This window comes from Gordonia sp. NPDC003424, from assembly GCF_053588655.1.
The window spans coordinates 31,145-57,327 of sequence record NZ_JBSFQJ010000027.1 but is presented as its reverse complement, the minus strand read 5'-3'; the positions used below and the strand labels follow the sequence as shown (position 1 = coordinate 57,327).

General features: G+C 68.0%; 22 protein-coding genes. 10 read left to right on the top strand and 12 right to left on the bottom strand.

Annotation, left to right across the window (positions count from 1 at the left end):
* Positions 1-8: 8 nt before the first annotated feature.
* Both ACWDTI_RS25585 and ACWDTI_RS25580 read right to left on the bottom strand, forming a co-directional pair.
* Positions 9-989 (bottom strand): sugar kinase, encoded by a 981-nt coding sequence (locus ACWDTI_RS25585; protein ID WP_449740944.1) that lies wholly within the window; start codon positions 987-989, stop codon positions 9-11.
* A complete protein-coding gene (locus ACWDTI_RS25580; RefSeq protein WP_449740943.1) occupies positions 982-2,001 on the bottom strand; it encodes a LacI family DNA-binding transcriptional regulator in 1,020 nt (339 codons plus the stop codon). Before ACWDTI_RS25580 ends, ACWDTI_RS25585 begins: the two co-directional genes overlap by 8 nt.
* 272 nt (positions 2,002-2,273) lie before the next feature.
* Here ACWDTI_RS25580 and uxaC point away from each other — a divergent pair, with 272 nt between their 5' ends.
* The 4 genes from uxaC to ACWDTI_RS25560 all read left to right on the top strand — a co-directional run bounded on the left by uxaC (position 2,274) and on the right by ACWDTI_RS25560 (position 6,827).
* On the top strand, positions 2,274-3,695 hold the full coding sequence (uxaC, locus tag ACWDTI_RS25575) for a glucuronate isomerase (protein WP_449740942.1): 1,422 nt from the start codon (positions 2,274-2,276) through the stop codon (positions 3,693-3,695).
* Positions 3,696-3,764: 69 nt separating this feature from the next.
* Positions 3,765-5,195, top strand: a complete 1,431-nt coding sequence (locus ACWDTI_RS25570; protein WP_449740941.1) for a glycoside-pentoside-hexuronide (GPH):cation symporter — start codon at positions 3,765-3,767, stop codon at positions 5,193-5,195.
* Between the two features lie 138 nt (positions 5,196-5,333).
* Positions 5,334-6,572: a S8 family serine peptidase gene (locus ACWDTI_RS25565; RefSeq protein WP_449740940.1), complete on the top strand. Its 1,239-nt coding sequence runs from the start codon at positions 5,334-5,336 to the stop codon at positions 6,570-6,572.
* 21 nt (positions 6,573-6,593) lie between these two features.
* Positions 6,594-6,827, top strand: coding sequence for a hypothetical protein (locus ACWDTI_RS25560; protein ID WP_449740939.1), 234 nt, complete (start codon positions 6,594-6,596; stop codon positions 6,825-6,827).
* A 19-nt stretch (positions 6,828-6,846) separates the two neighbouring features.
* On the opposite strand, the gene ACWDTI_RS25555 is transcribed toward ACWDTI_RS25560, so the two are convergent.
* From ACWDTI_RS25555 to ACWDTI_RS25535, 5 genes are read right to left on the bottom strand one after another with little or no spacing between them, the layout of a single operon-like run.
* Positions 6,847-7,251 (bottom strand): type II toxin-antitoxin system VapC family toxin, encoded by a 405-nt coding sequence (locus tag ACWDTI_RS25555; RefSeq protein WP_449740953.1) that lies wholly within the window; start codon positions 7,249-7,251, stop codon positions 6,847-6,849.
* 8 nt (positions 7,252-7,259) lie between these two features.
* Positions 7,260-7,487 (bottom strand): ribbon-helix-helix domain-containing protein, encoded by a 228-nt coding sequence (locus ACWDTI_RS25550; protein WP_449740938.1) that lies wholly within the window; start codon positions 7,485-7,487, stop codon positions 7,260-7,262.
* A gap of 31 nt (positions 7,488-7,518) precedes the next feature.
* A complete protein-coding gene (locus tag ACWDTI_RS25545) occupies positions 7,519-7,875 on the bottom strand; it encodes a DUF2834 domain-containing protein (protein WP_449740937.1) in 357 nt (118 codons plus the stop codon).
* A gap of 4 nt (positions 7,876-7,879) precedes the next feature.
* The gene (locus ACWDTI_RS25540) at positions 7,880-9,328 is read right to left on the bottom strand and encodes an MFS transporter (RefSeq protein WP_449740936.1); all 1,449 of its coding nucleotides are present in this window, start codon (positions 9,326-9,328) and stop codon (positions 7,880-7,882) included.
* A 15-nt stretch (positions 9,329-9,343) separates the two neighbouring features.
* The gene (locus ACWDTI_RS25535) at positions 9,344-10,708 is read right to left on the bottom strand and encodes a glucose-6-phosphate dehydrogenase (RefSeq protein ID WP_449740935.1); all 1,365 of its coding nucleotides are present in this window, start codon (positions 10,706-10,708) and stop codon (positions 9,344-9,346) included.
* Positions 10,709-10,743: 35 nt separating this feature from the next.
* Here ACWDTI_RS25535 and ACWDTI_RS25530 point away from each other — a divergent pair, with 35 nt between their 5' ends.
* Positions 10,744-12,519: a glycoside hydrolase family 15 protein gene (locus tag ACWDTI_RS25530; protein WP_449740934.1), complete on the top strand. Its 1,776-nt coding sequence runs from the start codon at positions 10,744-10,746 to the stop codon at positions 12,517-12,519.
* Here ACWDTI_RS25530 and ACWDTI_RS25525 read toward each other — a convergent pair whose 3' ends face one another.
* Both ACWDTI_RS25525 and ACWDTI_RS25520 read right to left on the bottom strand, forming a co-directional pair.
* Positions 12,520-12,999 (bottom strand): SRPBCC family protein, encoded by a 480-nt coding sequence (locus tag ACWDTI_RS25525; protein WP_449740933.1) that lies wholly within the window; start codon positions 12,997-12,999, stop codon positions 12,520-12,522.
* Position 13,000: 1 nt separating this feature from the next.
* On the bottom strand, positions 13,001-14,464 hold the full coding sequence (locus ACWDTI_RS25520) for a catalase (protein ID WP_449740932.1): 1,464 nt from the start codon (positions 14,462-14,464) through the stop codon (positions 13,001-13,003).
* 174 nt (positions 14,465-14,638) lie between these two features.
* Here ACWDTI_RS25520 and ACWDTI_RS25515 point away from each other — a divergent pair, with 174 nt between their 5' ends.
* Positions 14,639-17,938: a BTAD domain-containing putative transcriptional regulator gene (locus tag ACWDTI_RS25515; protein WP_449740931.1), complete on the top strand. Its 3,300-nt coding sequence runs from the start codon at positions 14,639-14,641 to the stop codon at positions 17,936-17,938.
* 9 nt (positions 17,939-17,947) lie between these two features.
* Here the strand turns inward: ACWDTI_RS25515 and ACWDTI_RS25510 are convergent, their stop codons facing one another.
* The gene (locus ACWDTI_RS25510) at positions 17,948-19,255 is read right to left on the bottom strand and encodes an MFS transporter (RefSeq protein WP_449740930.1); all 1,308 of its coding nucleotides are present in this window, start codon (positions 19,253-19,255) and stop codon (positions 17,948-17,950) included.
* Between the two features lie 64 nt (positions 19,256-19,319).
* Between ACWDTI_RS25510 and ACWDTI_RS25505 the strand changes: the two genes are divergently transcribed.
* Together ACWDTI_RS25505 and mgtA are read left to right on the top strand one after the other, a co-directional pair.
* The gene (locus tag ACWDTI_RS25505; RefSeq protein ID WP_449740929.1) at positions 19,320-19,763 is read left to right on the top strand and encodes a MarR family winged helix-turn-helix transcriptional regulator; all 444 of its coding nucleotides are present in this window, start codon (positions 19,320-19,322) and stop codon (positions 19,761-19,763) included.
* Between the two features lie 14 nt (positions 19,764-19,777).
* Positions 19,778-22,363: a magnesium-translocating P-type ATPase gene (gene mgtA / locus ACWDTI_RS25500; RefSeq protein ID WP_449740928.1), complete on the top strand. Its 2,586-nt coding sequence runs from the start codon at positions 19,778-19,780 to the stop codon at positions 22,361-22,363.
* A gap of 9 nt (positions 22,364-22,372) precedes the next feature.
* On the opposite strand, the gene ACWDTI_RS25495 is transcribed toward mgtA, so the two are convergent.
* Positions 22,373-23,119 carry an SDR family oxidoreductase gene (locus ACWDTI_RS25495; RefSeq protein ID WP_449740927.1) on the bottom strand — a complete coding sequence of 249 codons (747 nt, stop codon included), beginning with the start codon at positions 23,117-23,119 and terminating at the stop codon, positions 22,373-22,375.
* Between the two features lie 135 nt (positions 23,120-23,254).
* Here ACWDTI_RS25495 and ACWDTI_RS25490 point away from each other — a divergent pair, with 135 nt between their 5' ends.
* Positions 23,255-24,088, top strand: coding sequence for a helix-turn-helix domain-containing protein (locus ACWDTI_RS25490; protein ID WP_449740926.1), 834 nt, complete (start codon positions 23,255-23,257; stop codon positions 24,086-24,088).
* Between the two features lie 5 nt (positions 24,089-24,093).
* On the opposite strand, the gene ACWDTI_RS25485 is transcribed toward ACWDTI_RS25490, so the two are convergent.
* Positions 24,094-25,029 carry an oxidoreductase gene (locus ACWDTI_RS25485; protein WP_449740925.1) on the bottom strand — a complete coding sequence of 312 codons (936 nt, stop codon included), beginning with the start codon at positions 25,027-25,029 and terminating at the stop codon, positions 24,094-24,096.
* A 91-nt stretch (positions 25,030-25,120) separates the two neighbouring features.
* Between ACWDTI_RS25485 and ACWDTI_RS25480 the strand changes: the two genes are divergently transcribed.
* On the top strand, positions 25,121-26,143 hold the full coding sequence (locus tag ACWDTI_RS25480; protein WP_449740924.1) for an alpha/beta hydrolase family protein: 1,023 nt from the start codon (positions 25,121-25,123) through the stop codon (positions 26,141-26,143).
* Positions 26,144-26,183 lie beyond the last annotated feature (40 nt).

Sequence of the window (26,183 nt, the reverse complement as noted above, 5' to 3'; positions counted from 1 at the left end):
GGATCTCCTCAGGAGGTGGAGCCGGCGGCCACCGGCTGGGTGGTACGGGAGTGTGCAGAACTGTGGGCGCGGATCCGGTCGAGTCCGGCGATCGCACCGGTGCCGCCGAGTCCGCCGACGGACAACGACGCTGCGGCAGCGCCGAGACGGACCGCGTCGACGAGGTCGTCCCCGGCGGCGAGCCGGGCGCACAGAGTCCCGGTCATGCAGTCGCCGGCACCGGTCTGGTCGACGACCGCCGGCGCGGGAATCACCGGCACGTCGGTGATCGTCCCGCCGTCGGCGACAAGGGAACCACGCGCGCCGCGGGTCAGGACCACGTCGTCGGCGCCGAGTTCTCGCAGCCGCGCGATGGCATCGAATTCGGTTGCATCGTTGGACAACTGCAGAAGCGTCCGGATCTCGGTGGGCCACGACGGCGTGATCACCGAACAGTGCGGGAGCAGACGAATCAGCGCGTCGCCGGCATCCGAGGCCGTGGTCAGCCGAAGCCGGAGATTGGGGTCGTAGACGAATCGGCGAGCACTCTGCGCCGCACGTTCGACAAGCGCTGCCGCACTGGCGGATACCGCGGTCGCGATACCCGAGGCGGTGGCGATCCGGGTCGCGGCGAGCAGATCGGCGTCAAGGTCGCTCGGCGCGAGCGTGGACCCGAAGCTGCCGCCACGCAGGTAGGTGAACTCGCGCTCCCCGGTCGGATCGCCGTGGCTCAGGTACAGACCATGCTGACCGCTCCCGCGGATGACCGTGTCGGTGCGGACACCGAAACGGTCGAGCTTGTCGACGATCGCGTCGCCCAGGTCGTCCTCGGGGATGCGGGCCAACAGCGCGGTCCGAGCGCCCGCGGACGCCGCCGCGCACGCCACGTTGAGCGCATCGCCGGAGAAGTCGAGCGTCGTGGCCGCACGTTCGCCGATCGGCCCGGCGCTCGAGACCTCGACGAGCACCTCGCCGATCACCAGGACGTCGAGATCGGTGGGTTCAGGCATCGGAGTCCTCCTGCAGGGTAGGGGTGACGGCGGTGATCCGACGGGTGGATCGTCGGATCACCAGTTCGGTGGAAAGGTCTGGCACGGTGTCGTTTTGGTTGTCGGGGTCGTCGAGGATCCGGCGCAGCAACTCCACTGCCGCCTCGCCCGCCTCGCGCCGCGGGAAACAGACCGTGGTCAGCGGCGGATACGTCATCTCCGCAAGCGGGATGTCGTCGAAACCGATGACACTGATCTCATCCGGGATCGCGATGCCGTAGTCCGCGAGACGGTGCATCAGCCCGATGGCGATGACGTCGTTGTAGGCGAGTACCGCGGTCACCTCGGCGAGCAGCACGGTGTCGGCGGCCGAGGCGCCGCCGGCGAATGTCGGTTCGACACTGCCCAATTCGACGAGTTCGAGTCCGGCTTCGGCGGCCGCGTCGCGCGCCCCCGCGATTCGCGCCTGATGAGAGCGGCTGGCCTGCGGACCGCCCAGATAGCCGATCCGACGATGACGCAGGGCCCGCAGGTGCCGCACCGCCTGCCGCATGCCGCCGGCGTTGTCGACCGGAATCGACGGGATACCGGCGACGGTACGGTTGACCAGCACCAGGGGCACGGTCACCGGTAGCGCCTGCAGTTCCTCGTCGGATAGCCGGGAACCGCAGACCACGATGCCGTCGACCTGCGGCGACAGTGCCCCGACGAGAGTTGCCTCGGCGGCCGGGTCCTCGCCGGAATCGGCGAGAAGCGTGGTGAAGTCGTGCTGGTGCGCCTGTCGCTGCGCACCCTTGACGATGTCCGGGAAAAACGGATTGGCCAGATCGGAGACGATGACGCCGATGTTGCCGGTCCGTCCGGTGACCAACCCGCTCGCGGCGCGGTTGAGCTTGTAGCCAAGGCGATCGACCTGCTCGAAGATGCGCGACCGGGTGGCCTCGTCGACCTTGTCCGGCCGGCTGATGGCCCGCGACACGGTCGACGCGGACACTCCGGCGGCCTTGGCCACGTCGGAGATCGTCACTCCCACGGCGGCCTCCTTTCGTCGAACTCGACCTTCTGTTGCAGACCATCATGCAATCGCTTGCACGCAAAGTCAAGAGCTTCAAGCAGCCGACTAGTCGGTATTTCCGCAGGAAATGACCACGGGAATACGTGTGATCGTGATCGATTCTCTCGACGTGGAGTGAGCTGCTCCACAAAAATATCTTGCTATTCACCTCGGGGTGTGCAAACGTTGTCATCCATCGCGCCCCGCTGATAAATCGCCCGGCGACGATTCGCGCAAAGGAGATCCCCCACATGTCCGAGCCCCTGTCCCTGCACCCCGATCGCGCGCTGCCCGCCGACCCGCAGATCCGTGAGATCGCACGGCGTATCTATCAGAAGACCGCGTCGCTGCCCCTGGTCTGCATGCACGGTCACGTCGAAGCCGAAGATCTGGCCGACGACAAACCGTTCGCGGACCCGGCCCAGTTGCTGGTCGTGCCCGACCACTACGTCACCCGCATGCTCGTCTCCCAGGGAATTGCCCCGCAGCACCTGGGCGTCCCGCGTGTCGACGGCGGCGAGGTCGAGACCGATTCACGCGCGATCTGGCGGCTCTTCTGCAGCAACTGGCACCTGTTCCGTGGCACCCCGTCGCGGTATTGGCTCGAGCATGAGCTCGTCGAGGTCTTCGGAGTCACCGAACGGCCGAGCGCACAGACCGCCGACGCCATCTACGACCAGATGGCGGCCACCATCGCGGCGCCCGAGTTCCGCAGGCGTGCCCTGCTCGAGCGGTTCGGCATCGAGGTGCTGGCCACCACCGATCCGGCCACGAGCACGCTGACCCACCATGCCCGGCTGACGGCCGACGGCCTGGGCGGCCGGGTGATCCCGACCTTCCGGCCGGACGCGATGTTCGCGCTGAACCGTCCGGGGTGGCGCACCGATGTCGCGGCGCTCGGCGCTCTCGCGGGCGTGGACACGGCTGACTATGCCGGTTTCGTCGACGCGTTACGTCTGCGCCGACTGGCCTTCGTCGCGGCCGGTGCGCTGGCCACCGACCACGGACACACCAGCGCGGACACCACCCCACTGCCCGCCGAGGAAGCGCAGCGGATCTATACCGCGGCCCTCGCCGGGACCGTGACCGCCGAACAGACCGCAGCGTTCACGGCTCACATGCTCTACGTGATGGCCGAGATGTCGTGCGAGGACGGCCTGGTGATGCAGTTGCATCCCGGGGTCTGTCGCGATCACCACGGCGGCATCCACCGCACCTTCGGTGCGGACAAGGGCTTCGACATCCCGATCGCCACCGAATTCACCCGCTCCCTGCGCCCGGTCCTCGACAGTTTCGGCCACGATCCCGCGTTCCGAATGGTGCTGTTCACCGTCGACGAGACGACATACTCACGCGAGCTGGCCCCGCTGGCCGGCGCGTACCCGTCGGTGCGGCTGGGCGCGCCCTGGTGGTTCCTCGACGCCCCCGATGCGATGCGACGGTTCCGGGAGCAGGCCACCGAAACGGCCGGCTTCTACAACACCTCCGGCTTCGTCGACGACACCCGGGCGTTCGCGTCCATCCCCGCCCGCCACGATCTGGCCCGGCGCATCGACGCCGGGCATCTCGCGCGACTCGTCGTCGAGCACCGACTCGACGAGGGTGAGGCCGTCGAAACCGCCTTCGACCTCGCCTACCACCTTCCCAAGCAGACCTACGCGGCCCGCAGCTGACCCACCCATCCCCATACCGGCCGGTAGCACCGATCCCCGGCCTACAGTCTTCATCAAAGGAGCACCATCATGTCCCGACTAAGCCTGCGTGAGCGGGTCTCCTACGGCCTGGGCGACTTCGGCAACGGGTTCATGTTCGACCTCGGCCAGGCCTACCTGCTGATGTTCTACACCGACGTCGCCGGTATCCCCGCGGCCGCCGCCGGCACCGTCTTCCTCTTGACCAAGATCTTCGACGCCTTCATGGACCCGATCGCCGGATCGTTCGTCGACGGCAACCGCAAGATCGGCCGCTACGGCCGGTTCCGCTCGGTGATGATGTACTCGTCGATCGCGTTGGCGGTCCTGACGGTCTTCACCTTCCTGACTCCCGGCGGCACACACGGGGTCAACCTCGTCTTCGCCTACGGCTCCTACATGGCCTGGGGAGTGCTGTACTCGTTCACCAACGTGCCGTACGGCTCCCTGGCATCGGTGATGACCCAGGCCTCCACCGAACGCGCCAAGCTCGCCTCGTTCCGCCAGGCCGGCTCGGTCAGTGCCCTGCTGATCACCGGCGTGGCATTCATGCCCATCGTCAACGCGTTCGACAACGACCGGGTGGGGTTCCCGGTCGCCGCCGGCGTGATGGCCTCGTGCGGTCTGATCGCGTTCTTCGGCTGCTTCCGCGGCACCCGCGAGCACATCGTGGTGGCCCGTGATCGCGCCCGGATCACCCCACGTGACTTCGCGGCGACCATCGGCACCAACCGTCCGCTGCTCGTGCTGATCCTGATGACCGTGTTCTCCATCTCGGCGTACAACATCAAGACGGCGATGGTCATCTATTACACGCAGTACTACCTGCACGACGCGAGCGTCCTGCCCTACGTCAACTTCATCGCGATCGGCGCCTCGGTCATCGGCATCGTCTCGATGCCGTCGCTGGTTCGACGATTCGGCAAGAAGCAGACCGCAATCATGGGATTCCTCCTGGCCGGTTCGGCCGACCTGCTGAACTTCCTGTTGCCGTCGAACACGGTGCTGTTCACGGTGCTCCTGGCCCTGTCGTTCATCGGGGTGGCGATCCCCAACGGCATCACCTGGGCGATGGTCTCCGACGTCATCGACTTCGGCCACTGGCGCACCGGCCGCCGCCGCGAGGGCAGCACGTACGCGATGTTCAACTTCTCCCGCAAGATCGCCCAGTCGATCGCCGGCGCGCTCGCCGGATTCGGTCTCGCCATGATCGGCTACATCCCGCACGCCAGCCAGAGCTCCGGCACGCTGCTCGGCATCAAGGCGCTGCAGACGCTCTACCCGGCGGTGGCGTTCTTCCTGGCCGCAGCCGTGCTGATCTTCTTGTACTCGCTCACCGACCGCCGTCAGGCGCAGATCGTCGACGACCTCCATGCCCGAGAGCAGATCGCCGACGTCGAGGACCCCGACCAGACCCTCGAGTCCACCGCGGTGGTCGGCGCCGGAACAGCAACGCCGGCGTCCGGGATGTCGCCGCGGTAGGACGCCGTCCTCCGGATCGACAGGGCCGTGGTCGTGATACGACCGCGGCCTTGTCGTCGGCGAGACTGTCGGACTCGCGTCGTAAGGTCGGTGACGAGACGACCGAGCGTGAATCGACGGACAACAGGGGGTACCGACGTGACCAGCACGGAATCCATCAGCCGGGTGATCGTCGTGTTCGGCGAGCCGGCCGAGGTGCCCGACCCGGCCGCCGTGCTGCGCGACATCGCCGGGATCTCCGAGGTGGCCAGCACGGCCGACTTTCACGGTCAGGTCATCGACATGTCGGCGGCCGACGCCACCTTGTTCGCCGAGCTCGGCGTGGCCGTCGTCGCCGCGGACGCCGATCAGGCCGACGCGCTGCGCGCCGTCGACGGCGGCGTGATCCTGGCCGTCGAACCCGAGCGGGTCTACTACGCGATCGAGTCGCCCGAGTCGGCCGACTACGTGCGCGGCTATCGCGATGGTGTCGCCGACCTGTCGGCACGGCTCGTGCCGGACATCGGGATTCCCGGAATGCGCGAGATGTACGACGACACGGACGCGTACACGTGGGGGCTGCAGGCGACCGGGGCCGACCGCACGACGGCGACCGGGACCGGCACCAAGGTCGCGGTGCTCGACACCGGCTTCACCTTCGACCACCCCGATTTCGCCGGCCGGACGATCGTCTCCAGATCGTTCATCTCCGGCGAGGATGCCCGCGACGCACACGGCCACGGCACCCACTGCGTGGGAACCGTTGCCGGACCGGCACATCCGGACGGCACCCGACGCTATGGGGTGGCACCCGACGTCGAGATCCATGTCGGCAAGGTGCTCGGCAACGACGGATCCGGTACGGACGCGGGCATCTTGGCCGGCATCAACTGGGCCATAGCGTCCGGTTGTCAGGTGATCTCGATGTCGTTGGGCGCCGACGTCCGAACGCCGTCGGTCGCCTACGAGCGGGTCGGGTCGCGGGCGCTGACCGCCGGGACCTTGATCGTCGCGGCCGCCGGGAACAACGCCAACCGACCTGCCGACCCCGGTTTCGTCGGTGTGCCGGCCAACAGTCCGTCGATCATGGCGATCGCCGCCGTCGACCACACGATGCGTGTCGCGACGTTCTCGGCGGCCGGCACGGCAGTCGAGGGCGGCCAGATCGACGTGGCCGGTCCCGGCGTCGACGTGTACTCGTCGTGGTTGATGCCGCAGCGGTACAACACGATCAGCGGGACCAGCATGGCCACGCCGCACGTTGCCGGGCTCGCCGCGCTCTGGCATCAGCAGACCGGCGCCACCGGCCGCGACCTGTGGACACAGATCGTCCAGCACGCCCAGCGACTCACCGCCGCGTCCACCGATGTGGGCAGCGGATTGTGCCTCGCGCCCTGATCCTCGGGTTAGCCTGAACCCATGCACGTTGTCACGCTCACCGTGGCCGACGACCACATGGGCAAGATCACCGAGATCGCGGCGGCGGCCCGAGCCGCCGGGATGCAGGTGGACCAGGTCCTCGATCAGGTCGGCGTCATCTGCGGGTCGGCCCCCGACGGGTGTGCACCCACGTTGCGAGAACTCGACGGCGTCGACGCCGTGGAGGTCGGCCAGACATTCCGGGTTCCGCCGCCGGATTCTCCGACGCAGTGATCCACCTGGACAGGCGGATTCACGGAAGGAGCGTGAAGGCCTCGACATGACTCGGACGGACGACCGTGAAGTGCCGGCGGTCGACGGTCGCGATCTCATCGATGCCGTTTCGCTCTGCCGCGGCCACCACGGAGGCGTCCACCGTGCCGAGTGGCAGGTCCCGGTATCGCACCACCAGTTCGGCGATCCGTAACCAATCTCCCGTTGCCACCGGCTCAATGACGAACGCACCATCGGCAAGGTCACCGAGAAATCTCACTTCGGCTTCGACGCCGAGCCGGGTACCCAGTAGGTAGACCACCTCGGTGATGACGAGCGTCGGAACGATCAGTGGGCCTGGGTGGGTTTCGAGAAGCTCGAGCGATGATCGATGGTGTGCGTCGTCCGCGTCGACGTAGGCATACAGCGGACCTGCATCGACGATGATGGCCGCTATCGTGCGACCTCCGCAGCCAGAATCTCCTCGATGCGTTCGGAAACGTCGCTACGCCCGCTCCGGCCGGCTGCCGCAGCGTTGAGCCGCCGACGGCCACCCGGAACACCGAGATAGGCCTCGAGCGCTTCACGACTCACCTCCGAGATGGTCATGTTCCGTCGGCGCGCCTCATGCCGGAGACGTGCGTCGAGGTCATCGGGGATCTTGACCGTCGTCCGTTTCACGTATGCCAGCATACCCAAGAGTCGAACAAATTCAGCGTGCCGCCACCAGCGCCCGATCCCGGGCCAGGAAGAAGAACGGGATCGCGGTGGCGATACCGACCCCGAACGTCATCGCGACCGATGCGGCCCACCAACGAAGGATGTTGAGCCGCTTGGCCTCCGCGAACGCCCACACGTGAAACCCGATGACCACGTACGTCAGGTCGACCATGGCGAACCTGCCGGGTGTGGTCTTGAGGATGTCACCGCCGAAGAAGTCTGCCGTCGAACGCCATCCGTTCTCACGGACGTAGGGCACGGCGATGGCGTTCTGGGTGACGAACGCGGCGAGGAAGATTGCGAGCAGCGACCGCTGTCGCCATTGCGTGGGGATTTCGGGTGTGGTCATCGGTTCAGTATTGCGTATCGGCCGGCTCCGGCGGCTGACACGCGTGACTGATCGACGGCTGTACGTGCGGCCGCGGTCCCACGCCGGAGCGGATGGTGGCGGCAGCGACCAATCCGCCTGCTGCGCAACAGATCGCTGCGATGATCATGGCCGTGAAGAATCCCGGACCGAGCGGCTGGCCCGGACCTGCGTGAAGGCCGGCGACGACGGGCAACACGGCGACCGCCAGGAGACTCGCGACGCGGGCCACCGCGTTGTTGACACCCGAGGCGATGCCGGAACGTGCGGCGTCGACCGCACCGAGCGCGGCGGCGGTCAGGGGCGCGACGGTGATGGTCATGCCGAGGCCGAACACGACGACGGCCGGCAGCACCGCCTCGAGGTACCCGGCGCCCGGCACGGCGCGAGCCAGCAAGGCCAATCCGGTTGCCGCGACGAACGGACCGATCGTCATCGGGAGGCGTGGCCCGGTGAGGCCGGCGAGCCTGCCGGACAGCGGCGACCCGAACAGCATGATCACGGTGAACGGCAACGTCGCCAGCCCCGCCTCGAGGGCCGAGTAGCCCATGCTCTGCTGGAGCTGCAACGCCAGGAGGAACAAGGCTCCCCCGAGCCCGGCATAGACCAGGAAGGTGGTCAGATTGGCGCCGGTGAACTGCGCCGACCGGAACAGCCCGAGGGGCAACAGCGGTGCCGCGCTTTGCGATTCGATCACGAAGAACGACACGATCGCGGCGGCACCGAGCACCGCGGCGACGATCGTTCGGGCGTCCCACCCCTGCGACGGGCCCTCGATCAGGGCGTACACCAGGCCGGCGAGGCCGACGGTGATCGCGGCCGCTCCGACGATGTCGAGCCGCCCGGAGTCGGCGAGATCTCGCGACTCGGTGATGTGCCGCACCGCGATCCACATGGCGCCGAGCGCGACCGGCACGGACAGGAAGAACACCCATCGCCACGACCCGGTGTCCACCAGCCAACCGCCGACGAATGGGCCCAATGCCGTTGTCGCACCGGACATCCCCGCCCACAGTCCGATGGCCCGCCCACGCTCGGACTCGACGATCCCGGCGTCGATCAAGGCCAGGCTGCCGGGAACCACCGCGGCGGCACCGACACCCTGCACGATGCGCGCGCCGATCAGCCAGCCGGTCGTGGGGGCCAGCGCGCACCCAACGGTCGCGACGGCGAACAGCCCGAGTCCGATCACGAACACGCGCCGGCGGCCGTACCGGTCACCCGCGGCGCCACCCGCGAGGATCAGGGCGCTCAGGGTGAGCAGGTAGCCGTCGAGAACCCATTGCTGCCCCTGCAATCCGGCGTCGAGCTCGCGGGCCAGCGCGGGCAGCGCGACGTTGATGACGGTGCTGTCCAGGAATGCGACACCGGAACCCAGCACGCTTCCGGCGATCAGCCATCGCCCGGCGGGCGAGGAGACCGACACACCAGACACGTCGCGCCGCCGCGATCAGATCGTCGGCCAGTCGGCGGGGCCGGCCGACCCCGCGGGGTACTCGTCCAACGGAACCTTCCCGGCGCGCCACGCGTCGAGGATCGGGGCGACGATACGCCAGCACTGTTCGGCCGCGTCGCCGCGCACCGCCAGGGTGGCGTCGCCGTCGAGGATTCCGGCGAGCACCTCCGCGTAGGCGTGCACCGAACCCACACCGAGGTCGGTGCTGACCTCGGCGCGCGTCAGTTCGAAAGGCTTTGTCCCGCTGTGCACATTGACGCACAGGGTCATCTGGTCGGGGGCGAACTGGAGATGCAGCCGGTTCGGCGACCGGTCACCACTGAACTGGGCGGGCATGTGTCGCACCGGCCGGAACGTGAGCACGATCTCCTTGTTCGGCGGCTCGAGTGCCTTGCCCGATCGCAGCGTGAAGGGCACACCCTGCCAGCGCGCCGTCCGCACCTCGAACGTCGCCTCGGCGAGGGTTTCGGTCTCGCGCGACGGGTCCACCCCGTCCTCGTCGACGTATGACGGCAGTTGCCTGTCGCCGACCCGGCCGGCGGTGTAGCGCGCTCGCCGGGATGAGCCGACCGGATCGTCGTCCCACACGCGGGTCGCCCGCAGTGCAGCGGCCGTGGCATCTCGCAGGTCTCGTTCGCCCAACGACGCCGGCGGGTCCATTGCGATCACCGCCAACAGTTCCAATAGGTGGCTCTGCAGCATGTCCTCGAGTGCGCCCGACGAATCGTAGTAGCCCGCACGCCCTTCGAGGCCCAGTGGTTCGTCGAACCGGATGACGACGGATTCGATGTGTTCGGCCGACCAGATGGGTTCGAACACCCGGTTGGCGAAGCGCACCCCGAAAAGGTCGAGCAGGACCGATTGTCCGAGAAAGTGGTCGACCCGGAAGACCTGGTTCTCCGGCACCAGACCGGTCAGCAGCTGGTTGAACTCGTGGGCGCTCTTCTCGTCGGTGCCGAACGGCTTCTCCGGCGCGAGGATCGTGCCCGCGGGGATGTCGACGTCCTGCATGGCGGTGCACGAGGCGAGCGCGACGCTCGGTGGCACCGCGAAGTAGAGCACCGCGCGTCCGTCGGCGGCGTCGAACACCGTTCGCAAGCCGTCCGCGGTGGTGACGTCGGCGGTCAGGAAGGTGGAGTCGTCGGCGACCTGTTCGGCGGTGTGGCCGGCGTCGTCGCCGAAGCAGCTGCGCACCTCCGTGCGCCACTCGTCGTCGGCGATCTCCCGCCGGCCGACCCCGACGAGACGCACACGACGTTCGGGTTCGAGGGTCAGGAGCTGCCCCAGGGCCGGGAGCAGCAGGCGTTTGGTCAGGTCCCCGTTGGCGCCGAAGATGAACAGTGTCGTGGTATCGCCCATGCACGACGGTAACCCCATCGGACACAATCGAGCACATGGCTCGCATCGAGGATTACGCCATCGTCGGAGACTGCCGGACCGCCGCGGTGATCTCCCGAGAAGGCGGTATCGACTGGTTCTGTCTCCCGCGCTACGACTCCGCGTCGATCTTCGGTGCGCTGCTCGGCACCGAGGAACACGGCCATTGGAACCTGGCCCCGACCGATCCCGATGCCCGGGTCAGCCGCCGCTACGACGGCGACACGCTGATCCTGGTCACCCGCTGGGAGACCCCGACGGGAGTGGCCGAGGTGCACGAGTTCATGCCGATCGACGGCGGCCGGGTCGACCTGGTGCGCCGGGTGATCGGCGTCTCCGGGCATGTGGAGTTCGTGTCCGAATTGCGCATGCGTTTCGACTACGCACGGGCCGTGCCGTGGGTGCGTCAGGTCGGCGACGAGAAGGGACCGGGCCTGCGGGCGATCGCCGGTCCGGATGCGATCGTGGTGCGGGGCGCCGAACACCATGCGGCGGGCAGCGTCCACCGCGGCTACTTCACCGTCGAACCGACCATCACCGTGGATCTGACGCTGACCTGGTACCACTCGTACCGGAACGAGCCCGCGCCGCTCGACGTCAGCGCCGCGCTCACCGATACCCACGACTGGTGGACCCGATGGTCGAGCCGCATCGATCACTCCGGCCCACACCATGACGAGGTCATCCGGTCGCTGATCGTGTTGCGCGCCTTGAGTAATCTCGACACCGGCGGCATTGTCGCGGCGGCCACCACGTCGCTGCCCGAACAGTTCGGCGGCGGCCGCAACTGGGACTACCGGTTCGTGTGGCTGCGTGACGCGTCGCTGACGCTCGAAGCTCTTGTCCGGCACGGATTTCTGCACGTCGCCGAACACTGGCAGATGTGGTTGCTGAGGGCGATCGCGGGCAACTCGGACGAACTTCAGATCATGTACGGCATTGCGGGCGAACGGGATCTGCCCGAACGGGAACTCGAGAACCTACCCGGCTACGAATCCTCCGCGCCGGTGCGGATCGGCAACGGGGCGTTCAAGCAGTATCAGGCCGACGTGATCGGAGAGGTGATGGTCGGCTTGGAGGCGGCACGCGAGGCCGGCTTGGCCGAAACGGCACTGTCGTGGTCGCTGCAGAAGTCGTTACTCGAGCGCGTCGAGGCGAACCTGGAGAAGCCGGACAACGGGATCTGGGAGATGCGTGGCGCACCACAGATGTTCACGTATTCGCGGGCGATGATCTGGGCTGCGTTCGATCGCGGTGTGCGCGCCGTCGTCGAGCACCATCTCGAGGGTTCTCCCGATCATTGGACCGAACTGCGGGACCGCGTGCGCGACGAGATCGATACCGAAGGCGTGCACCGGGATTCGGGGTACTTCGTGCAGTATGCGGGCAGCGACGAGGTCGACGCGTCACTGCTCCTGCTTCCGCAGGTCGGATTCTGCGCGTACGACGATCCGCGCATGCTCGCGACCGTCGCCGAGATCGAGCGGACCCTGATGCGGGGCGGGCTGGTGATGCGCTACCGCACCGACTCCGGCGTCGACGGACTCGCCGGGGGCGAACACCCGTTCCTCGCATGCAGTTTCTGGCTGGTCACCCAGTATGCGCGGACCGGGCGGCGCGACGACGCGGAAGCGTTGATGCGGCGCGCGTGCGGGACCGCCAACGATGTCGGGTTGTTCGCCGAGGAGTACAACGTCGACGACGAACGGCAGGCCGGCAATGTGCCGCAAGCGTTCTCCCATCTGGCGATGGTGCGCGCCGCGGATACGTTGGCCGCCACCGCCGTCGGCTGATCACCGGACCGCGGAATCACCTTTCGTGCCAAGTTCTTTCGCCGCGGCACGCAGGTCTGCGGCCAGCGCCGACGGCGCGATCAGGCGCACGGCGATGAGCGCCGGGGCGAGCACGATCGGCACGGTGAGCCAGGCCCGGGCGCGCACCTGCGTGGGTCCGTCGGACGGCCCGTCGAAGTCGAGGACCAGGCGGGCATCGACGAGATGCCACGCCCCGATCTCCTCCCAACGGCGCGGCGCGTCGGACCCGACGATCTCCATGCGCGGCGAGATACCGGGCACGGCAGTGACATCCGTCCACGCCGTCCCGGCCTCGCCCGGCCCCTCCCCCACCATGTGCAGGTCGTCGATCCGGCGCAGACTCGACTGCCACCGCGGCCGGTTGCCCGGATCGGCGAGGTAGTCGAAGGTGGCCGACGGCGGTGACGGGAACGCCACCGACACGTCGGCGATCTGCACACGGCGGGTCGGGCCCGGCATGCTACGAGTCGCCGGCCTTCTCGGTGACACCCGACTTGATCCGGGCGCCGACGTCGGGATCGATGCGGGTCCAGTACTCGAAGGCGCGCACCAGCACCGGCTCGGTCACCCCGTCCAGGAGATGTCCGACGACGTTGTCCACCAACCGATCCCGGGCCGCATCGTCCATCACCTCGCGGACGAGCGTGCCCGGTTGACCCCAGTCGTCGTCGGCGGGATGGTCGACGTAGGCGCTGCGGACGATGTCACCGTCGGCCGCCCACTGGGGCTCCGGCTGTCCCGGATAGACCGCCGCGGGACCGCCCTTGGAGTTCGGCGCGTACACCGGGTCGGAGACCGGATTGATCCGCATCGCACCGTCTTTCGAGTACGAGTGCACGTCGTTGCGCGGGGCGTTGACCGGAATCTGCTTGTAGTTCACGCCGAGTCGCGCACGATGGGCATCGGCATAGGAGAACACGCGGCCGAGCAGCATGCGATCGGGACTGAATCCGATGCCGGGCACGACGTTGTTCGGCTCGAACGCGGCCTGCTCGATCTGCGCGTGGTTGTCGGTCGGGTTGGTGTGCAAGGTCATGGTGCCGACCACCTGCAGCGGATAGTCGCTGTGCGGCCACACCTTGGTGAGGTCGAACGGGTTGAACCGGTAGCTCAGCGCGTCCTCATACGGCATGAGCTGCACCTTGAGGGTCCAGCTCGGCCGGTCGCCGCCCGCGATCGAGTCGAACAGATCCCGCACGTGGTGGTCGCCGTCGCGCCCGGCCATCTGGTCGGCTTCGTCCTGCGTCATGAACTCCACGCCCTGATCGCTGATGAAGTGGTACTTCACCCAGTGTTTGACGCCCTGGGCGTTGACCCACATGTAGGTGTGCGAGCTGTAGCCGTTCATGTGCCGCCACGTCTTCGGTATCCCCCTGTCGCCCATCAGCCAGGTGACCTGGTGAGCCGATTCGGGTGACAGCGTCCAGAAGTCCCACTGCATGTCGTGGTCGCGAAGGTTGTTGTCGGCCCGGCGTTTCTGCGAGCGGATGAAGTGCTGGAACTTCATCGGGTCCTTGATGAAGAAGACCGGCGTGTTGTTGCCGACCATGTCGTAGATGCCCTCGGTGGTATAGAACTTCAGCGCGAAACCGCGCGGGTCACGCCACGTGTCGGGGCTTCCCCGCTCACCGGCCACGGTGGAGAACCGAACCATCATGTCCGTCTTCACCCCTGGCTGGAACAATGCCGCGCAGGTGAACTCGGAGACGTCCCCGGTGGTCTCGAATGTGCCGAAGGCGCCGCTGCCCTTGGCGTGCGGCTGACGTTCGGGGATGCGTTCACGGTTGAACTGGGCCATCTGCTCGATCAGGTAGTGGTCGTGCAGGACGATCGGGCCGGCGGCCCCCACGGTCAGCGAGTGTTCGTCGCTGCCTGCCGGCGCTCCCGAATCCCTCGTCGTATAGAAATCGTTGCTCTCGGACATATCGCCTCCATCGGCGTCGATCCGGTGTCTATTTCGTACGAATGTCGGTGCCGGACTGTTTCAGCACCCGTCCTCGACTGTAGCCGCGCGCCCCGACGCCTGTTCAAAGACCACAAACCGGGCATGCGCGCTAGGCTCTGCGAGTCAGGCAGAGAGCCCCAGGAGTGTAGAACGATGTCGGTGCGCATCGACGATCAGGCGAATCCCGCCGTCGTGCGTCTGTCCATGTTGGGGCCCATCGCGCTGACGATGGATTCGCAGCCAACCGAACTCGGCGCGCCCGGCCAGCGGGCCGTTCTCGCCCGACTCGTGGTGGCCGACGGCCACGTGGTGTCCACGGACCGGCTCATCGACGATCTGTGGAACGGTGAACCGCCGCCGAAAGCGCTGGCCAGCCTGCAGGCACATATCTCCAACCTGCGTCGGGTCCTGGAGCCGGATCGTCCGCCGCGCGCGGCCGCGCGGATTCTCGTCACCGAACCCCCCGGATACGCGCTGCGACTGCCCGTCGACGGTGTCGACGTCTGGCAGTTCGAGCATCTGGTCAACGACCCCGGGACCGATCCGGCCGACCGCCACGGTCGGCTGTCCACGGCGCTCGGCCTGTGGTCGGGTGAGCCGTACGGCCCGTACGCCACGCAGCCGTGGGCGATGGCCGAGGCGGCCCGGCTCGACGAGTTGCGCATGGTGGCGCTGGAGAAGCGCGCGGCCGCTGCCCTCGACCTGGGCCGGCCCGACGAGGTGACCGCGGTGTTGCCCGCCCTGTGCGCCGCCCACCCGACACGTGAGGAACTCTTCCGGCTGCTCGCGCACGCGCAGTATCAACTGGGGCGCCAAGCCGACGCGTTGGAGACCCTGCGCGCCTTGCGAACTCACCTCGCAAACGAACTGGGCATCGATCCCGGACCCGCCATCGGGGAACTCGAGCAGGCAATCCTGCGCCACGACCCGGCCCTGCTCACCGGCCGCGCGCCGGTGGCAGCGGTCCCCGACGCGCCCGACGCACGCGACACCGGGCAATCCGACCGACGCACACCGCTGCGCCACCCGCCGACGGGACGCGAAGCCGAGCTCGAGAAGCTCACCGAGCATGCGACCACCGCCACCGAGACCGGACTGCGCATCGTGTGGGTGAGCGCCGAGGCCGGCGGCGGAAAGTCCACCCTCGCCCAGCTCTTCGCCGACCGCCTCGGCGCCCTGGGCTGGACCACCGTGACCGGGCACTGTCCCGAGGTCGACGGTGCACCGTCGGCGTGGGCGTGGCGCGAGATCCTGCACGGCCTCGGCGCCACGCCGGATGCCGACGACGCGTTCGGGCTGGCACGACTCGTGGTGACCGCGGTCGAGCAGGCCGCCACCCGATCCAGCGTGCTGATCGTCCTCGACGACGTGCATCGCGCGGACAGCGCGACGCTGCAGGTGATGCGCCAGGTGGTCACCTGGATGTCACGACATCCGGTCCTCGTGGTGGCCACCTACCGAGCGTCGGAGGCCGGCTCGGAGCTGTTGGCCTCGGGCGCCTCGCTGGTCTCGGTGACCGCGGATAACATTGCCCTACAGGGACTTTCGGACGCCGGAATCGAAGATCTCGCGCGCTCGGTCGGCCTGTGGCCGCTCACCCCGGCCACCCTGGACCTGCTGCGCCGCCGGACCGACGGCAATCCTCTCTTCGTCCGGGAGTTGGCCAAGCTGGTCGCGTCGCGCGGGCCGCAGGAAGCGATGACGTCGGTGCCGGTCGGGGTGCGCGACGTGCTGTTGCGCCGGGTGGACCGCCTGCCGGCGGATACCGCGTCGATGCTTCGGCTGGCCTCAGTGTGCGGACGTGAGGCGGAGATCGACACCCTGGTGGCTTTGTGGGCCTCGACGGGGGACGACCGTTCGGACACCGAGGATGTCGTGCTCGACGCGATCGACTCCGCGACCGTCGCGGGTTTGCTGACCGCGACCGTCGACCGGGTGCGGTTCAACCATGTGCTGGTCCGCGACGCGGTCTATGACGCCATCCCGGCTCTGCGGCGACGGCGGATGCACTGGCAGACAATGCAGACGCTGCGGGCTCAGCCCCGCCCGGACGCCGAGGAGCTCGCGCACCACGCGGCACTCGGCGCGCGGAGCTCGACCGTCGGCGAGGCGCTGGCGATGGTCGAACCCGTTGCGCGGCAACGCTTCGACACCGAGTTCAAGGCCGATTCGGTGCCGTTGTGGCGGGCGGCCGTCGACCTGCATCTCATGGCCGGCCACGACCACGCCGACGCCGGCGTCGCCGATCGGATCGCGCTGATCGACGCCATGCGCAACCTCGTCACGGCACTGGCGTACAAGGGCGACGTCACCGAGGCACGGACGCGCCGGAACGAGGCCTTGAGACTGGCGCAGGAGCTCGGTGACCGTGCGGTGATACTCGACGTCCTGACATGCTGGCGTACCCCGCACATCTGGACGACTCGTCCGCAGGGTGATGCCGATCCGGTCATGACGTCGGCGGTGCTCGAGATCCTGCCGGCCACATCGGGGGCGGACCGGGCGCGGTTGCTGGTGACGGCGGCGCTGGAGTTCGAGGGCAACGACCTGGACCGGGCGGCCGCCTATTCTGCGGAGGCCGTCGAACTGGCGCACGAGATCGCCGATCCGGAGTTGCGTTGCGCGACCCTGAACGCCCGGGTGTTCACCGCCCTGGGACCGGAGAGGCACCATGACCTCCTGGATATCGCCGCCGAATTTCTCCGTGCGGCAGAAGAGTCGAACAATTTCGCCTACCAGGCGGCGGCGCATTGGGGCATGTTCCAGGCGTTGAACGCGCGGGTCGACCTCCCCGGTGCGGTTGCCGAGATGCGACTCGCGCTGCGGACGGCGAACAGTGGTCGCGTCGGCGAACTGGTGGTGGTGCTGTCCACGTACAACGCGGTGCTCGACGTCTTGCGCGGCGATCTCGATCAGGCCGAGCGTGGCTATGCCGCGGTGTCGGCGAACCTGGTGTCGGCCGGCCTGCCGAACGGCGCCAACATCGGCGTCGTCGGGCAACTCGTGGTGTCGTGGTACCGGGGGTCGTTCGCGCATCTCGTGGACGCGCTTGATGAGCTCTATGCAATTGCGCCCGACCGGATGGGTTGGGTGTACGCAATCAGCCTGCTCGATGCCGGCCGGACCGAACAGGCCCGCACGATCGCCGAGCAGCGGCCGCGTCCACAGCGTGACTATTACTGGACGGCCATGGAAGCGTTTCACGCCCGCGCACTGGTCCGCCTCGGCATGGTCGAGGAAGGCCGGGAACTCTATGCGGAGCTGTCCGGGTTCTCCGGCACGGTGGCCGGACTCAATTCCGGCAGTGTGGCTTTCGGTCCGACGGATGTCGTGCTGGCCGAGCTGGCCGAACTGATCGGCGACCACCGGGGCGCCGCCCGACATCGCGAGATCGCGGTCGAGGTGGAGGAGAAGGTCCGTCGCGGGCTGGCCGAGGTCGGGCGGATGGGCTGACCTCCGCGCTCACGCGCGGTCCGCGAACCGCTTGTCCTCGGCGAGGGCCGTCCCGGCGAGAATCGACTCCTCCTCGACCGCCGGGATCCGCGACACGGCGTCCTCGGCACGCTGCCGCTCGGACGACACCGGCAACGCCTCCTCGCGGTCGGCGACCTCGAGTGCGGCGTGGACCGTGCTCAGCACCACCGCTCCGACGGCGACGGCCATCGCACCGATCACGAACGGGACGTGAGCGTTGAAGTGTTCCACCAGCTTTCCGGCGGCGAACGGCGCGAGTCCACCACCGATGAAGCGGACGAATCCGTAGGTGGCCGAGGCGACGGGGCGCGGCACCGGCGCGATGCTCATGACGGCGGTGGTGACCAGGGTGTTGTTGAGACCGACGAAGATGCCCGACGCGATCACCGCACCGATGACCACCCAGCGGTCGTCCGACCAGATGCCGATCACCAGGCAGACGACGGCCATGCCGGCCAGCGCGCCGTACAGGGTCCTGGGAGTGCCGAAGCGCGACTTGAGGATCGGGGCGCCGAAGACCGCGAACAGGGCCACCAGGATACCCCAGCCGAAGAAGACGAACCCGAGCTCGGGGGCCGACAGGTGCATCAGGAAGGGCGCGTAGCCGAGGATGGTGAAGAAGCCCCAGTTGTACAGCAGGCCGGTGACGCTGGTGATGGCCAGGCTCCGATGCCGCAGTGCCGCAATGGGTTCGATGATCGACGATTTCTCGGTCGGCGTCGGCGTGGCGGGCAGCAGCGTGATGGTGGCGACAAGCGCGATCAACATGAGCACCGCGACACCGAAGAACGGGCCGCGCCAGCTGACGGTGCCCAGCAGGCCTCCGACCAGCGGACCGAGCGCGATACCCACGCCCAGCGCGGTCTCGTAGAGCACGATCGCGCCGGCGAATCCGCCGCTCGACGCTCCGACGATCACCGCGAGGGAGGTCGCGATGAACAGGGCGTTGCCCAGTCCCCAGCCGGCGCGGAAGCCGACGATCTGGGCGATCGAACCACTGAAGCCCGCGGCCGCGGCGAAGGCCACGATCAGCACCAGACCGACGATCAGCGTCCGTTTCGCGCCGATCCGGCTCGAAACCCACCCGGTGACGAGCATGGCCATCGCGGTGACCACGAGGTAGCTGGTGAACAGCAGGGTCACCTGCGACGGCGTGGCGTCGAGCTGGGCCGACAGCGACGGGAGGATCGGGTCGACCAACCCGATCCCCATGAACGACACGACGCAGGCGAACGCGACCGCCCACACGGCGCGGGGCTGCTGGAACGCGGAGGTGATGGAAGACGTGGAAGGCATAAATACATAGATACTTTATATAAATATTCTATGCAACCCCGATGTGACCCAATAGACTGAGACCATGCACGACGACCTGCACGAATCCGCGGACGCGCTGTACTCGCTGATCTCCGATTTCCTCCGACAGCAGCCGCGGGACATGAGCCTGACATCGGTGTCGACACTGTCGACCCTGCGCATGCACGGCCCGCAGCGCATCACCGCACTCGCCGGTATCCAGGGCGTGACGCAGCCGTCGATGACCGCGCTCGTCGGCTCACTGGAGAAGTCCGGCCACGTCCGCCGGCGCCACGATCCCGCCGACGGACGCGCCACGCTCGTCGAACTGACCGACGCCGGCCTCGAGTACTCGACGCGACGCCGGGAACGGGGCACCGAACGAATCGGCGATCTGATCGCCCGTCTTCCCGACGACCTGCGCACCGCCCTGCTCGACGCCACGCCGGCCATCCGACAACTCGATGAATTGTCTCGGCGCTCCGCTGCGGATACGGTCGCGAAATAGCAGAATCCGGCGGTATGACCACGACATCCGCGTGGCACGCGAGCGTCGAGGACGTGCTGCGGGCCACCGAGTCGAGCCCGGACGGCTTGACCGAGGCCGAGGCGGCCGCACGCCTGGCCCGAAACGGCCCCAACGCATTGCGGACCGTCCGGGCCCGTCCCTGGCATATCCTGATCAACCAGTTCCGCAGTGCCCTCATGGTCTTGCTGATCGTGACCGCCGTACTGGCGTTCGCCCTCGGTGACCGCAATGACGCCGTGGTGATCGGCATCATCCTGACCGCGAGTGTGCTCGGCGGATTCGTCAACGAGTACCGGGCAGCCAAGGCGACCGAGGCGCTGCACGATCGGGTTCACCACAGCACCACGGTGATTCGCGACGGACGAGCGCAGACCGTCGACGTCGCCGGCCTGGTGGTGGGCGACATGGTCCGCATCGTGCTCGGCCAGCTCGTGCCCGCCGACCTCCGGCTGACCGAGGTCACCGATCTGGAATGCAACGAGAGTGTGCTCACCGGCGAATCGGCCGCCGTCGCCAAACAGCTCGACACGCTTGCCGCCGACACTCCCCTCGGCGAGCGCACGAACTGCGCCTACATGGGCACCGTGGTGCAGGCCGGGGCCGGCGCGGGCGTCGTCGTCGCCACCGGGGAACGCGCCGAGTTCGGTTCGGTGGCAGCCGGACTCGGAGACGATCCGCCGCAGACCGCCTTTCAGAAGGGCCTCTCGAAGTTCTCGGTGCTCCTCCTCCAGGTGGCGGTGCTGCTGACGATCTTCATCATCATCGCGAATCTCATCCTGGGCCGCCCGCTCATCGAATCGCTGCTGTTCGCGCTGGCGATCGCCGTCGGGATCACACCGCAACTCCTCCCCGCGGTGGTGACCACCGCCCTGGCGGCCGGTTCACGACGACTCGCCGCCGCGAAGGTACTGGTCAAGCGCCTGGTGGCGATCGAGGACCTCGGCGACGTCGACATCCTGCTCACCGACAAGACCGGCACGCTGACCGAGGGACGCATCGCCTTCATCGCGGCGGTGTGCCCCGATGGCCGCACCGACGACCACGTCCTGCTGACCGGCCTGCTGTCCACGGATTCCACTGCGGCGGAGGGCGTCACCAGTGGAAACGACCTCGACAAGGCCCTGTGGCAGGGCGCCGGGGCGGTCGCCGACCAGGTGTCGCGCTACCGCCGGATCACCACACGACCGTTCGACCACGTCCGGCAGATGGCGTCCGCGATCTCGGTCGGACCCGACGGCCGACACCGGCTGGTGGTCAAGGGCGCACCCGAGCGAATCCTGGAGCGCTGCACCACGATCGCGCCCACCGCCCAGGCGACCCTGGACGGGCTGTTCGCCCAGGGCTCCCGGGTGGTCGCACTCGCGACCCGCGAGATGCCGGACGATCGCGACACGATCGGCGACGGCGACGAACGTGACCTGACCCTGACCGGCTTCCTCGAATTCCTGGACAAACCGAAAACCTCTGCGGCGCAGTCTCTGAAGGAGCTCGCTGACCTGCACATCACCGTCAAGGTCGCCACCGGCGACAACGTGGTGGTGGCCGACAAGGTCGTGGCCGACCTCGGGATGACCTCCGGCGGCAGCATCACCGGCCCCGAACTCGCCCGCCTCGACGACGACGAGTTCACCCGGATCGTCCGGGAGCGCACCGTCTTCGCCCGCGTCACACCCGAGCAGAAGGCCCACATCGTCGGCGCCCTGCGGCAGCACGGGCAGTCCGTCGCCTTTCTCGGGGACGGCGTGAACGACGCACTCGCCCTGCACCGGGCCGACGTCGGCATCTCCGTCGACAGCGCCACCGACGTCGCCAAGGATTCCGCGGATGTCGTTCTGCTGGAGAAGGATCTCGGTGTGCTCGCCCGCGGGGTCGCCGAGGGCCGGCGCACCTTCGCGAACACCATCAAGTACGTCCAGATGAGCGCGTCGAGCAACTTCGGCAACATGTTCAGCGCCGCAGGCGCTTCCGCGATCCTGCCGTTCCTGCCGATGCTGCCCAGTCAGATCCTGCTGAACAACCTGCTCTACGACGGCAGCCAGCTGGCGATCCCGAGCGATCGGGTCGACCCGGAAAACCTACGGTCACCGTCGCATTGGGACATCGCGGCGATCCGGCGCTTCATGCTCTACTTCGGCCCGATCAGTTCACTGTTCGACTTCCTGACCTTCGCCGCCCTGATCAACATCTTCCACGCACAGGCGGCCGAGTTCCACACCGCATGGTTCGTGGAATCACTGGCCACCCAGACACTCATCGTCTTCGCGATCCGCACACGCCGCATCCCGTTTCTGCGCAGTCGCGCGGCGCCGGTACTCGTCGCGGCCGTGACCGTCGTCCTGCTGATCGGGATCGTCCTGCCGTTCACGCCGCTGGCCTCCGCCCTGGGGTTCGTGCGACTGCCGATCGGCTTCTACCTGCTCGTCGTGGTCATGGTGGTGGCCTACCTTGTGGTCGTCGAGTTCGCCAAGCATGTCTACTACTCGAGCACCACCTTTCGCCCGGAACTACCGCCGCGATGGCGTGGACACGAGCATCATCTGGAGCGGCGCACCTCCCGATTCACCGTCGTCGCGCATTGAGCCGGCCCGTCAGCCACCCATATGTGCCAGTTGCGCCATGAGGCCGTCGCGCGTCCCGTCGGACTCGGAGAACCGTAGGGGGCGAACCCGTTCGACGAGGATCTCGCGAGTCGCGGTGGGCAGCAACGCCATCACCTCGTCGAGGAAGTCGTCGAGCGGCATCGCCCACGCCGCCTCGGCCTGACCGGGCATCAGATCGGTCTGCACGGCCGGCGGGACGAGCTCGAGCACGCCGATTCCCTTGTCGGCGAACTGTGTTCGCATGCTGTCGGTGAACGAGTGGATCGCCGCCTTGGTGGCACCGTAGGTCGGCGTGCCTGCCATCGGGGTGAACGCCAGTCCGGACGAAACCGTGATGATCGTCGGGTCGGGTTGCGCGGCAAGGAATTCGGCGAATGCGGACACCAGCCGCAGGGGTCCCAGGATGTTGGTCTCGACTTCGGCGACGGCGGCGTCGAGGAACGACGGGTCGCTCAGGTCCTCGGCACGCATGATGCCGGCCATCGCGATCACCACGTTGGTGTCGGGGAATCGGGTCTGCACGTCGGCGCTGGCCCGGGCGACGTCGTCGGCGTCGGCCGTGTCGATCCGGACGGCCGCGATCCCCGGGTGGGCCTCGACGATCTGTTCCAGGACCTCGGTGCGGCGTCCGCCGACGATGACCTGATTGCCGGCGTCGTGCAACCGGAGCGCGAGTCCGAGACCGATGCCGGAGGTCGCGCCGGGGATGAAGATGGTGTTTCCGCTGAGCTTCACGGGTTTCTCCTGTTCGAGTCTGGAATCGTCGGACACCATCGAGTTCACCGGATGGGCCCGGGCGCCACCAGGCAGCAGTCATCCACGGATCACGAGTCCCTGGATCCGGTCGGCCGGATACCGCAGAGTGGACGGATGACGACCGATCGCACCGGACTCGCCGAGTTCCTGCGGCGGCGGCGAGAAGCACTGCAGCCCGCCGACGTCGGTCTCCCCTCCGGCTCTCGACGGCGTACCCGAGGTTTGCGCCGGGAGGAGGTCGCGATGCTCGCCGGCATGTCGGCCGACTACTACAGCCGGCTCGAGCAGCAACGCGGGCCACACCCGTCGGATCAGATGCTCGCCGCCATCGCGCAGGCACTGCATCTGTCGCTCGACGAGCGAGATCACCTGTTCCGCCTGGCCGGACAGAATCCGCCCGATCGGATCTCCCGCGACGATCATGTCAGTCCCGGGATGATGCGCATCGTCGATCGGCTCGCCGACACCCCGGCGATGGTGGTCAACAGCGCCGGGGAGACGCTGCTGCAGACCGCACCCGCCGTCGCGCTGGTCGGGGACGAGATGCATCTGACCGGATTCTCCCGCAGCATCGCGTACCGCTGGTTCACCGATCCCGTTACCCGGCAACGGTTTCCGGTGGAGGACCATGACCTGCACGCTCGCGCGCACACGGCGCGGCTGCGGGATGCGGTGACCCGGCAGGGCGCATCGTCGCGTCCCGCGATGATCGCCGACGCACTGCTCGCGCAGAGCACGGAGTTCGGCGACCTCTGGCAGCGGCACGACGTCGCGACCCGTCTGACCGATCAGCGCAAACGTCTACTGCATCCGGAACTCGGTCTGATCGAGGTGAACTGCCAAACCCTGTTCGACCCGGACACCACCCACGGACTGCTGGTCTACACCGCGACCCCGGGCAGCGAGAGCCATCAGAAGCTGGCGATGCTCGCGGCGGTCAGCACCTGAGGACCTCAGAGTGCGTATTCGACCCCGGTGAGTTGTTCTGCGTTGTTCCACAACGTAACTGCGAGCTCCGCATCGAACGCCTTGCGGTTGGGCGCGACGACGATCGGTGGTCCCGACGATCCCAGGAGTCCGGACGGTCCGTAGTACTGGCCGCCGAGCACCGATGGGTCGGTGGCCGCCCGAAGTGACGGAAGCGCACCTTCGGGACCGTCCATGATGAAGGTGCGGCGGATCGGCCGCAACGACGGCGTGGTGAAAAGCCAACTCAGCACACGACCTTGGTTGCGCATCACGCCGCTGTGGGTGCTACCCGGATGTGCGGCAACCGACATCGTGCCGGTGCGACCACGGTCGGCGAGCCGCCGCTGCAGTTCGATCGCACCCACCAATTGGGCCAACTTCGACCGGGCATAGGCCCTGGCGGGGTTGAACGACCGATCCATGCGCAGGTCGTCGAAATCGATGACACCCGCACCGTGCACATTGCTGCTCACCGTCACCACCCGGGCCGCGGGCGCTGCGTACAGCGAGCCGATGAGCAGCCCGGTCAGGGCGAAGTGTCCGAGAAAGTTGGTGCCGAAATCCATTTCGAAGCCGTCCGCGGTGAGTTCGCGATGCCCGGCCATCACGCCCGCATTGTTGATCAGCACGTCGATGGCGGGGTGGGCGGCGGCGATCTCCGCGGCGGCCTTGCGCACCGACGCCAGGTCGGCGAGGTCGAGCGCGACGAGTTCCAGCCTTGCGTCGGGCACGCCGGCGACGATGCCGTCACGTGCGTCGGCCGCCGCATCCACGTTTCGGCAGGCCATCACCACATGCGCACCGAGCGTCGCCAGATGGCGCGCGGTGGCGAGTCCGACGCCGGAGTTGGCCCCGGTCACGACCGCTGTCCGGCCGGCCATCGACGGCGCATCCGCCGCCGACCAGCCCTTCTGGGACATTCTCTTCCCCGGCATCATTTCCCCTCGGTCACCCCGCGCACGGTGCATTCACAGTGCCACAGCACCAGCCGGAAGCAGGCAGAATGGTCGGGTGCGCAATGCGGTCCGCTGCCGTCGGCTCACGACCCGCACCGTGCCGGCCGTGGCGATGATGCTCGCTGTGGGCCTGACCTCGGTGGGCTGCTCACCGGCAGCCCAGCCGGCACCCTCGGCGGCGTCGTCGAGCCAGGTGCCCCAAGCCCACCGCGGGGGCCCCGGCCTGGCGATGAAAGACCTGCGTAACCTGCCGGCGTCGTCGACGATCGGCGTGCGGCGCTACTACTACTCCGTCCCCAGCGGCCCGGCGGACCCACGACAGAACTGGATCGACCTCTACCTGCCCGGAGACGCCGGCAAGGACGCGACACCCGTGGTGGTCCTGATCCATGGCGGGGCGTGGCAGTCCCATATCGGCGCCGACAGTTTCGTCACCTTCGCCCGCCACCTCGCCGAACGCGGTCTGGCGGTGTTCAACGTGGAGTATCGACGCGTCGGAAGTGGCGGCGGCTGGCCGACGACGTTCACCGACGTCGCGGCCGCACTCGACACGGTGCCGTCGATCGCCAAGGGACTGCCTCAGCTCGACATCGCCGAGTCGGTGGTGGTCGGGCACTCCGCGGGCGGACAGCTCGCGGTGTGGGCGGCGACGCGGCACCGGCTCGACCACCACGAATTGGGATCGAACCCCGAGTTCACCCCGGAGCACGTGATCTCGCTGGCCGGCCCGCTGGACATGCGGCGTGCGGTGGCGCTCGGCGACACCCGCATCGTGCGTGCGCTCGGGGGGCCGCCGCAGGAATATCCCCAGCGCTACGCCGCGGTCGACCCGATCCAGAATCTCGATCCGGGCATCGGGGTGATCGCGATCAACGGTTCCGCCGACACCACCGTCCCCGATGTGCTGGCCACCGACTACGTCCGGGCGGACCGGGCCGCGGGCGGTAAGGCACGCGCGATCATCCTGCCGGGGCAGACCCATTCGTCGATCGTCAATCCCAGGAGCCGGGCGTTCGACGAGGTGGTGGAGTTGATCACGCGTATCGCCAACGACGCGCACGCCGACGAGTTGGGGTGAGCCGCGCCGGAATTGTCGCGTCCACGCAGTAGCATCGCTG

Bases quoted from the DNA above. Each gene is read 5' to 3' on its own strand.
- ACWDTI_RS25510 (WP_449740930.1), bottom strand. From the start codon at position 19,255: ATGCCTTCCACGTCTTCCATCACCTCCGCGTTCCAGCAGCCCCGCGCC.
- ACWDTI_RS25560 (WP_449740939.1), top strand. From the start codon at position 6,594: ATGCACGTTGTCACGCTCACCGTGGCCGACGACCACATGGGCAAGATC.
- ACWDTI_RS25535 (WP_449740935.1), bottom strand. From the start codon at position 10,708: ATGGGCGATACCACGACACTGTTCATCTTCGGCGCCAACGGGGACCTG.
- ACWDTI_RS25490 (WP_449740926.1), top strand. From the start codon at position 23,255: ATGACGACCGATCGCACCGGACTCGCCGAGTTCCTGCGGCGGCGGCGA.
- mgtA (WP_449740928.1), top strand. From the start codon at position 19,778: ATGACCACGACATCCGCGTGGCACGCGAGCGTCGAGGACGTGCTGCGG.
- ACWDTI_RS25525 (WP_449740933.1), bottom strand. From the start codon at position 12,999: ATGCCGGGCCCGACCCGCCGTGTGCAGATCGCCGACGTGTCGGTGGCG.
- ACWDTI_RS25570 (WP_449740941.1), top strand. From the start codon at position 3,765: ATGTCCCGACTAAGCCTGCGTGAGCGGGTCTCCTACGGCCTGGGCGAC.
- ACWDTI_RS25585 (WP_449740944.1), bottom strand. From the start codon at position 989: ATGCCTGAACCCACCGATCTCGACGTCCTGGTGATCGGCGAGGTGCTC.
- uxaC (WP_449740942.1), top strand. From the start codon at position 2,274: ATGTCCGAGCCCCTGTCCCTGCACCCCGATCGCGCGCTGCCCGCCGAC.
- ACWDTI_RS25520 (WP_449740932.1), bottom strand. From the start codon at position 14,464: ATGTCCGAGAGCAACGATTTCTATACGACGAGGGATTCGGGAGCGCCG.
- ACWDTI_RS25515 (WP_449740931.1), top strand. From the start codon at position 14,639: ATGTCGGTGCGCATCGACGATCAGGCGAATCCCGCCGTCGTGCGTCTG.
- ACWDTI_RS25545 (WP_449740937.1), bottom strand. From the start codon at position 7,875: ATGACCACACCCGAAATCCCCACGCAATGGCGACAGCGGTCGCTGCTC.
- ACWDTI_RS25530 (WP_449740934.1), top strand. From the start codon at position 10,744: ATGGCTCGCATCGAGGATTACGCCATCGTCGGAGACTGCCGGACCGCC.
- ACWDTI_RS25505 (WP_449740929.1), top strand. From the start codon at position 19,320: ATGCACGACGACCTGCACGAATCCGCGGACGCGCTGTACTCGCTGATC.
- ACWDTI_RS25485 (WP_449740925.1), bottom strand. From the start codon at position 25,029: ATGTCCCAGAAGGGCTGGTCGGCGGCGGATGCGCCGTCGATGGCCGGC.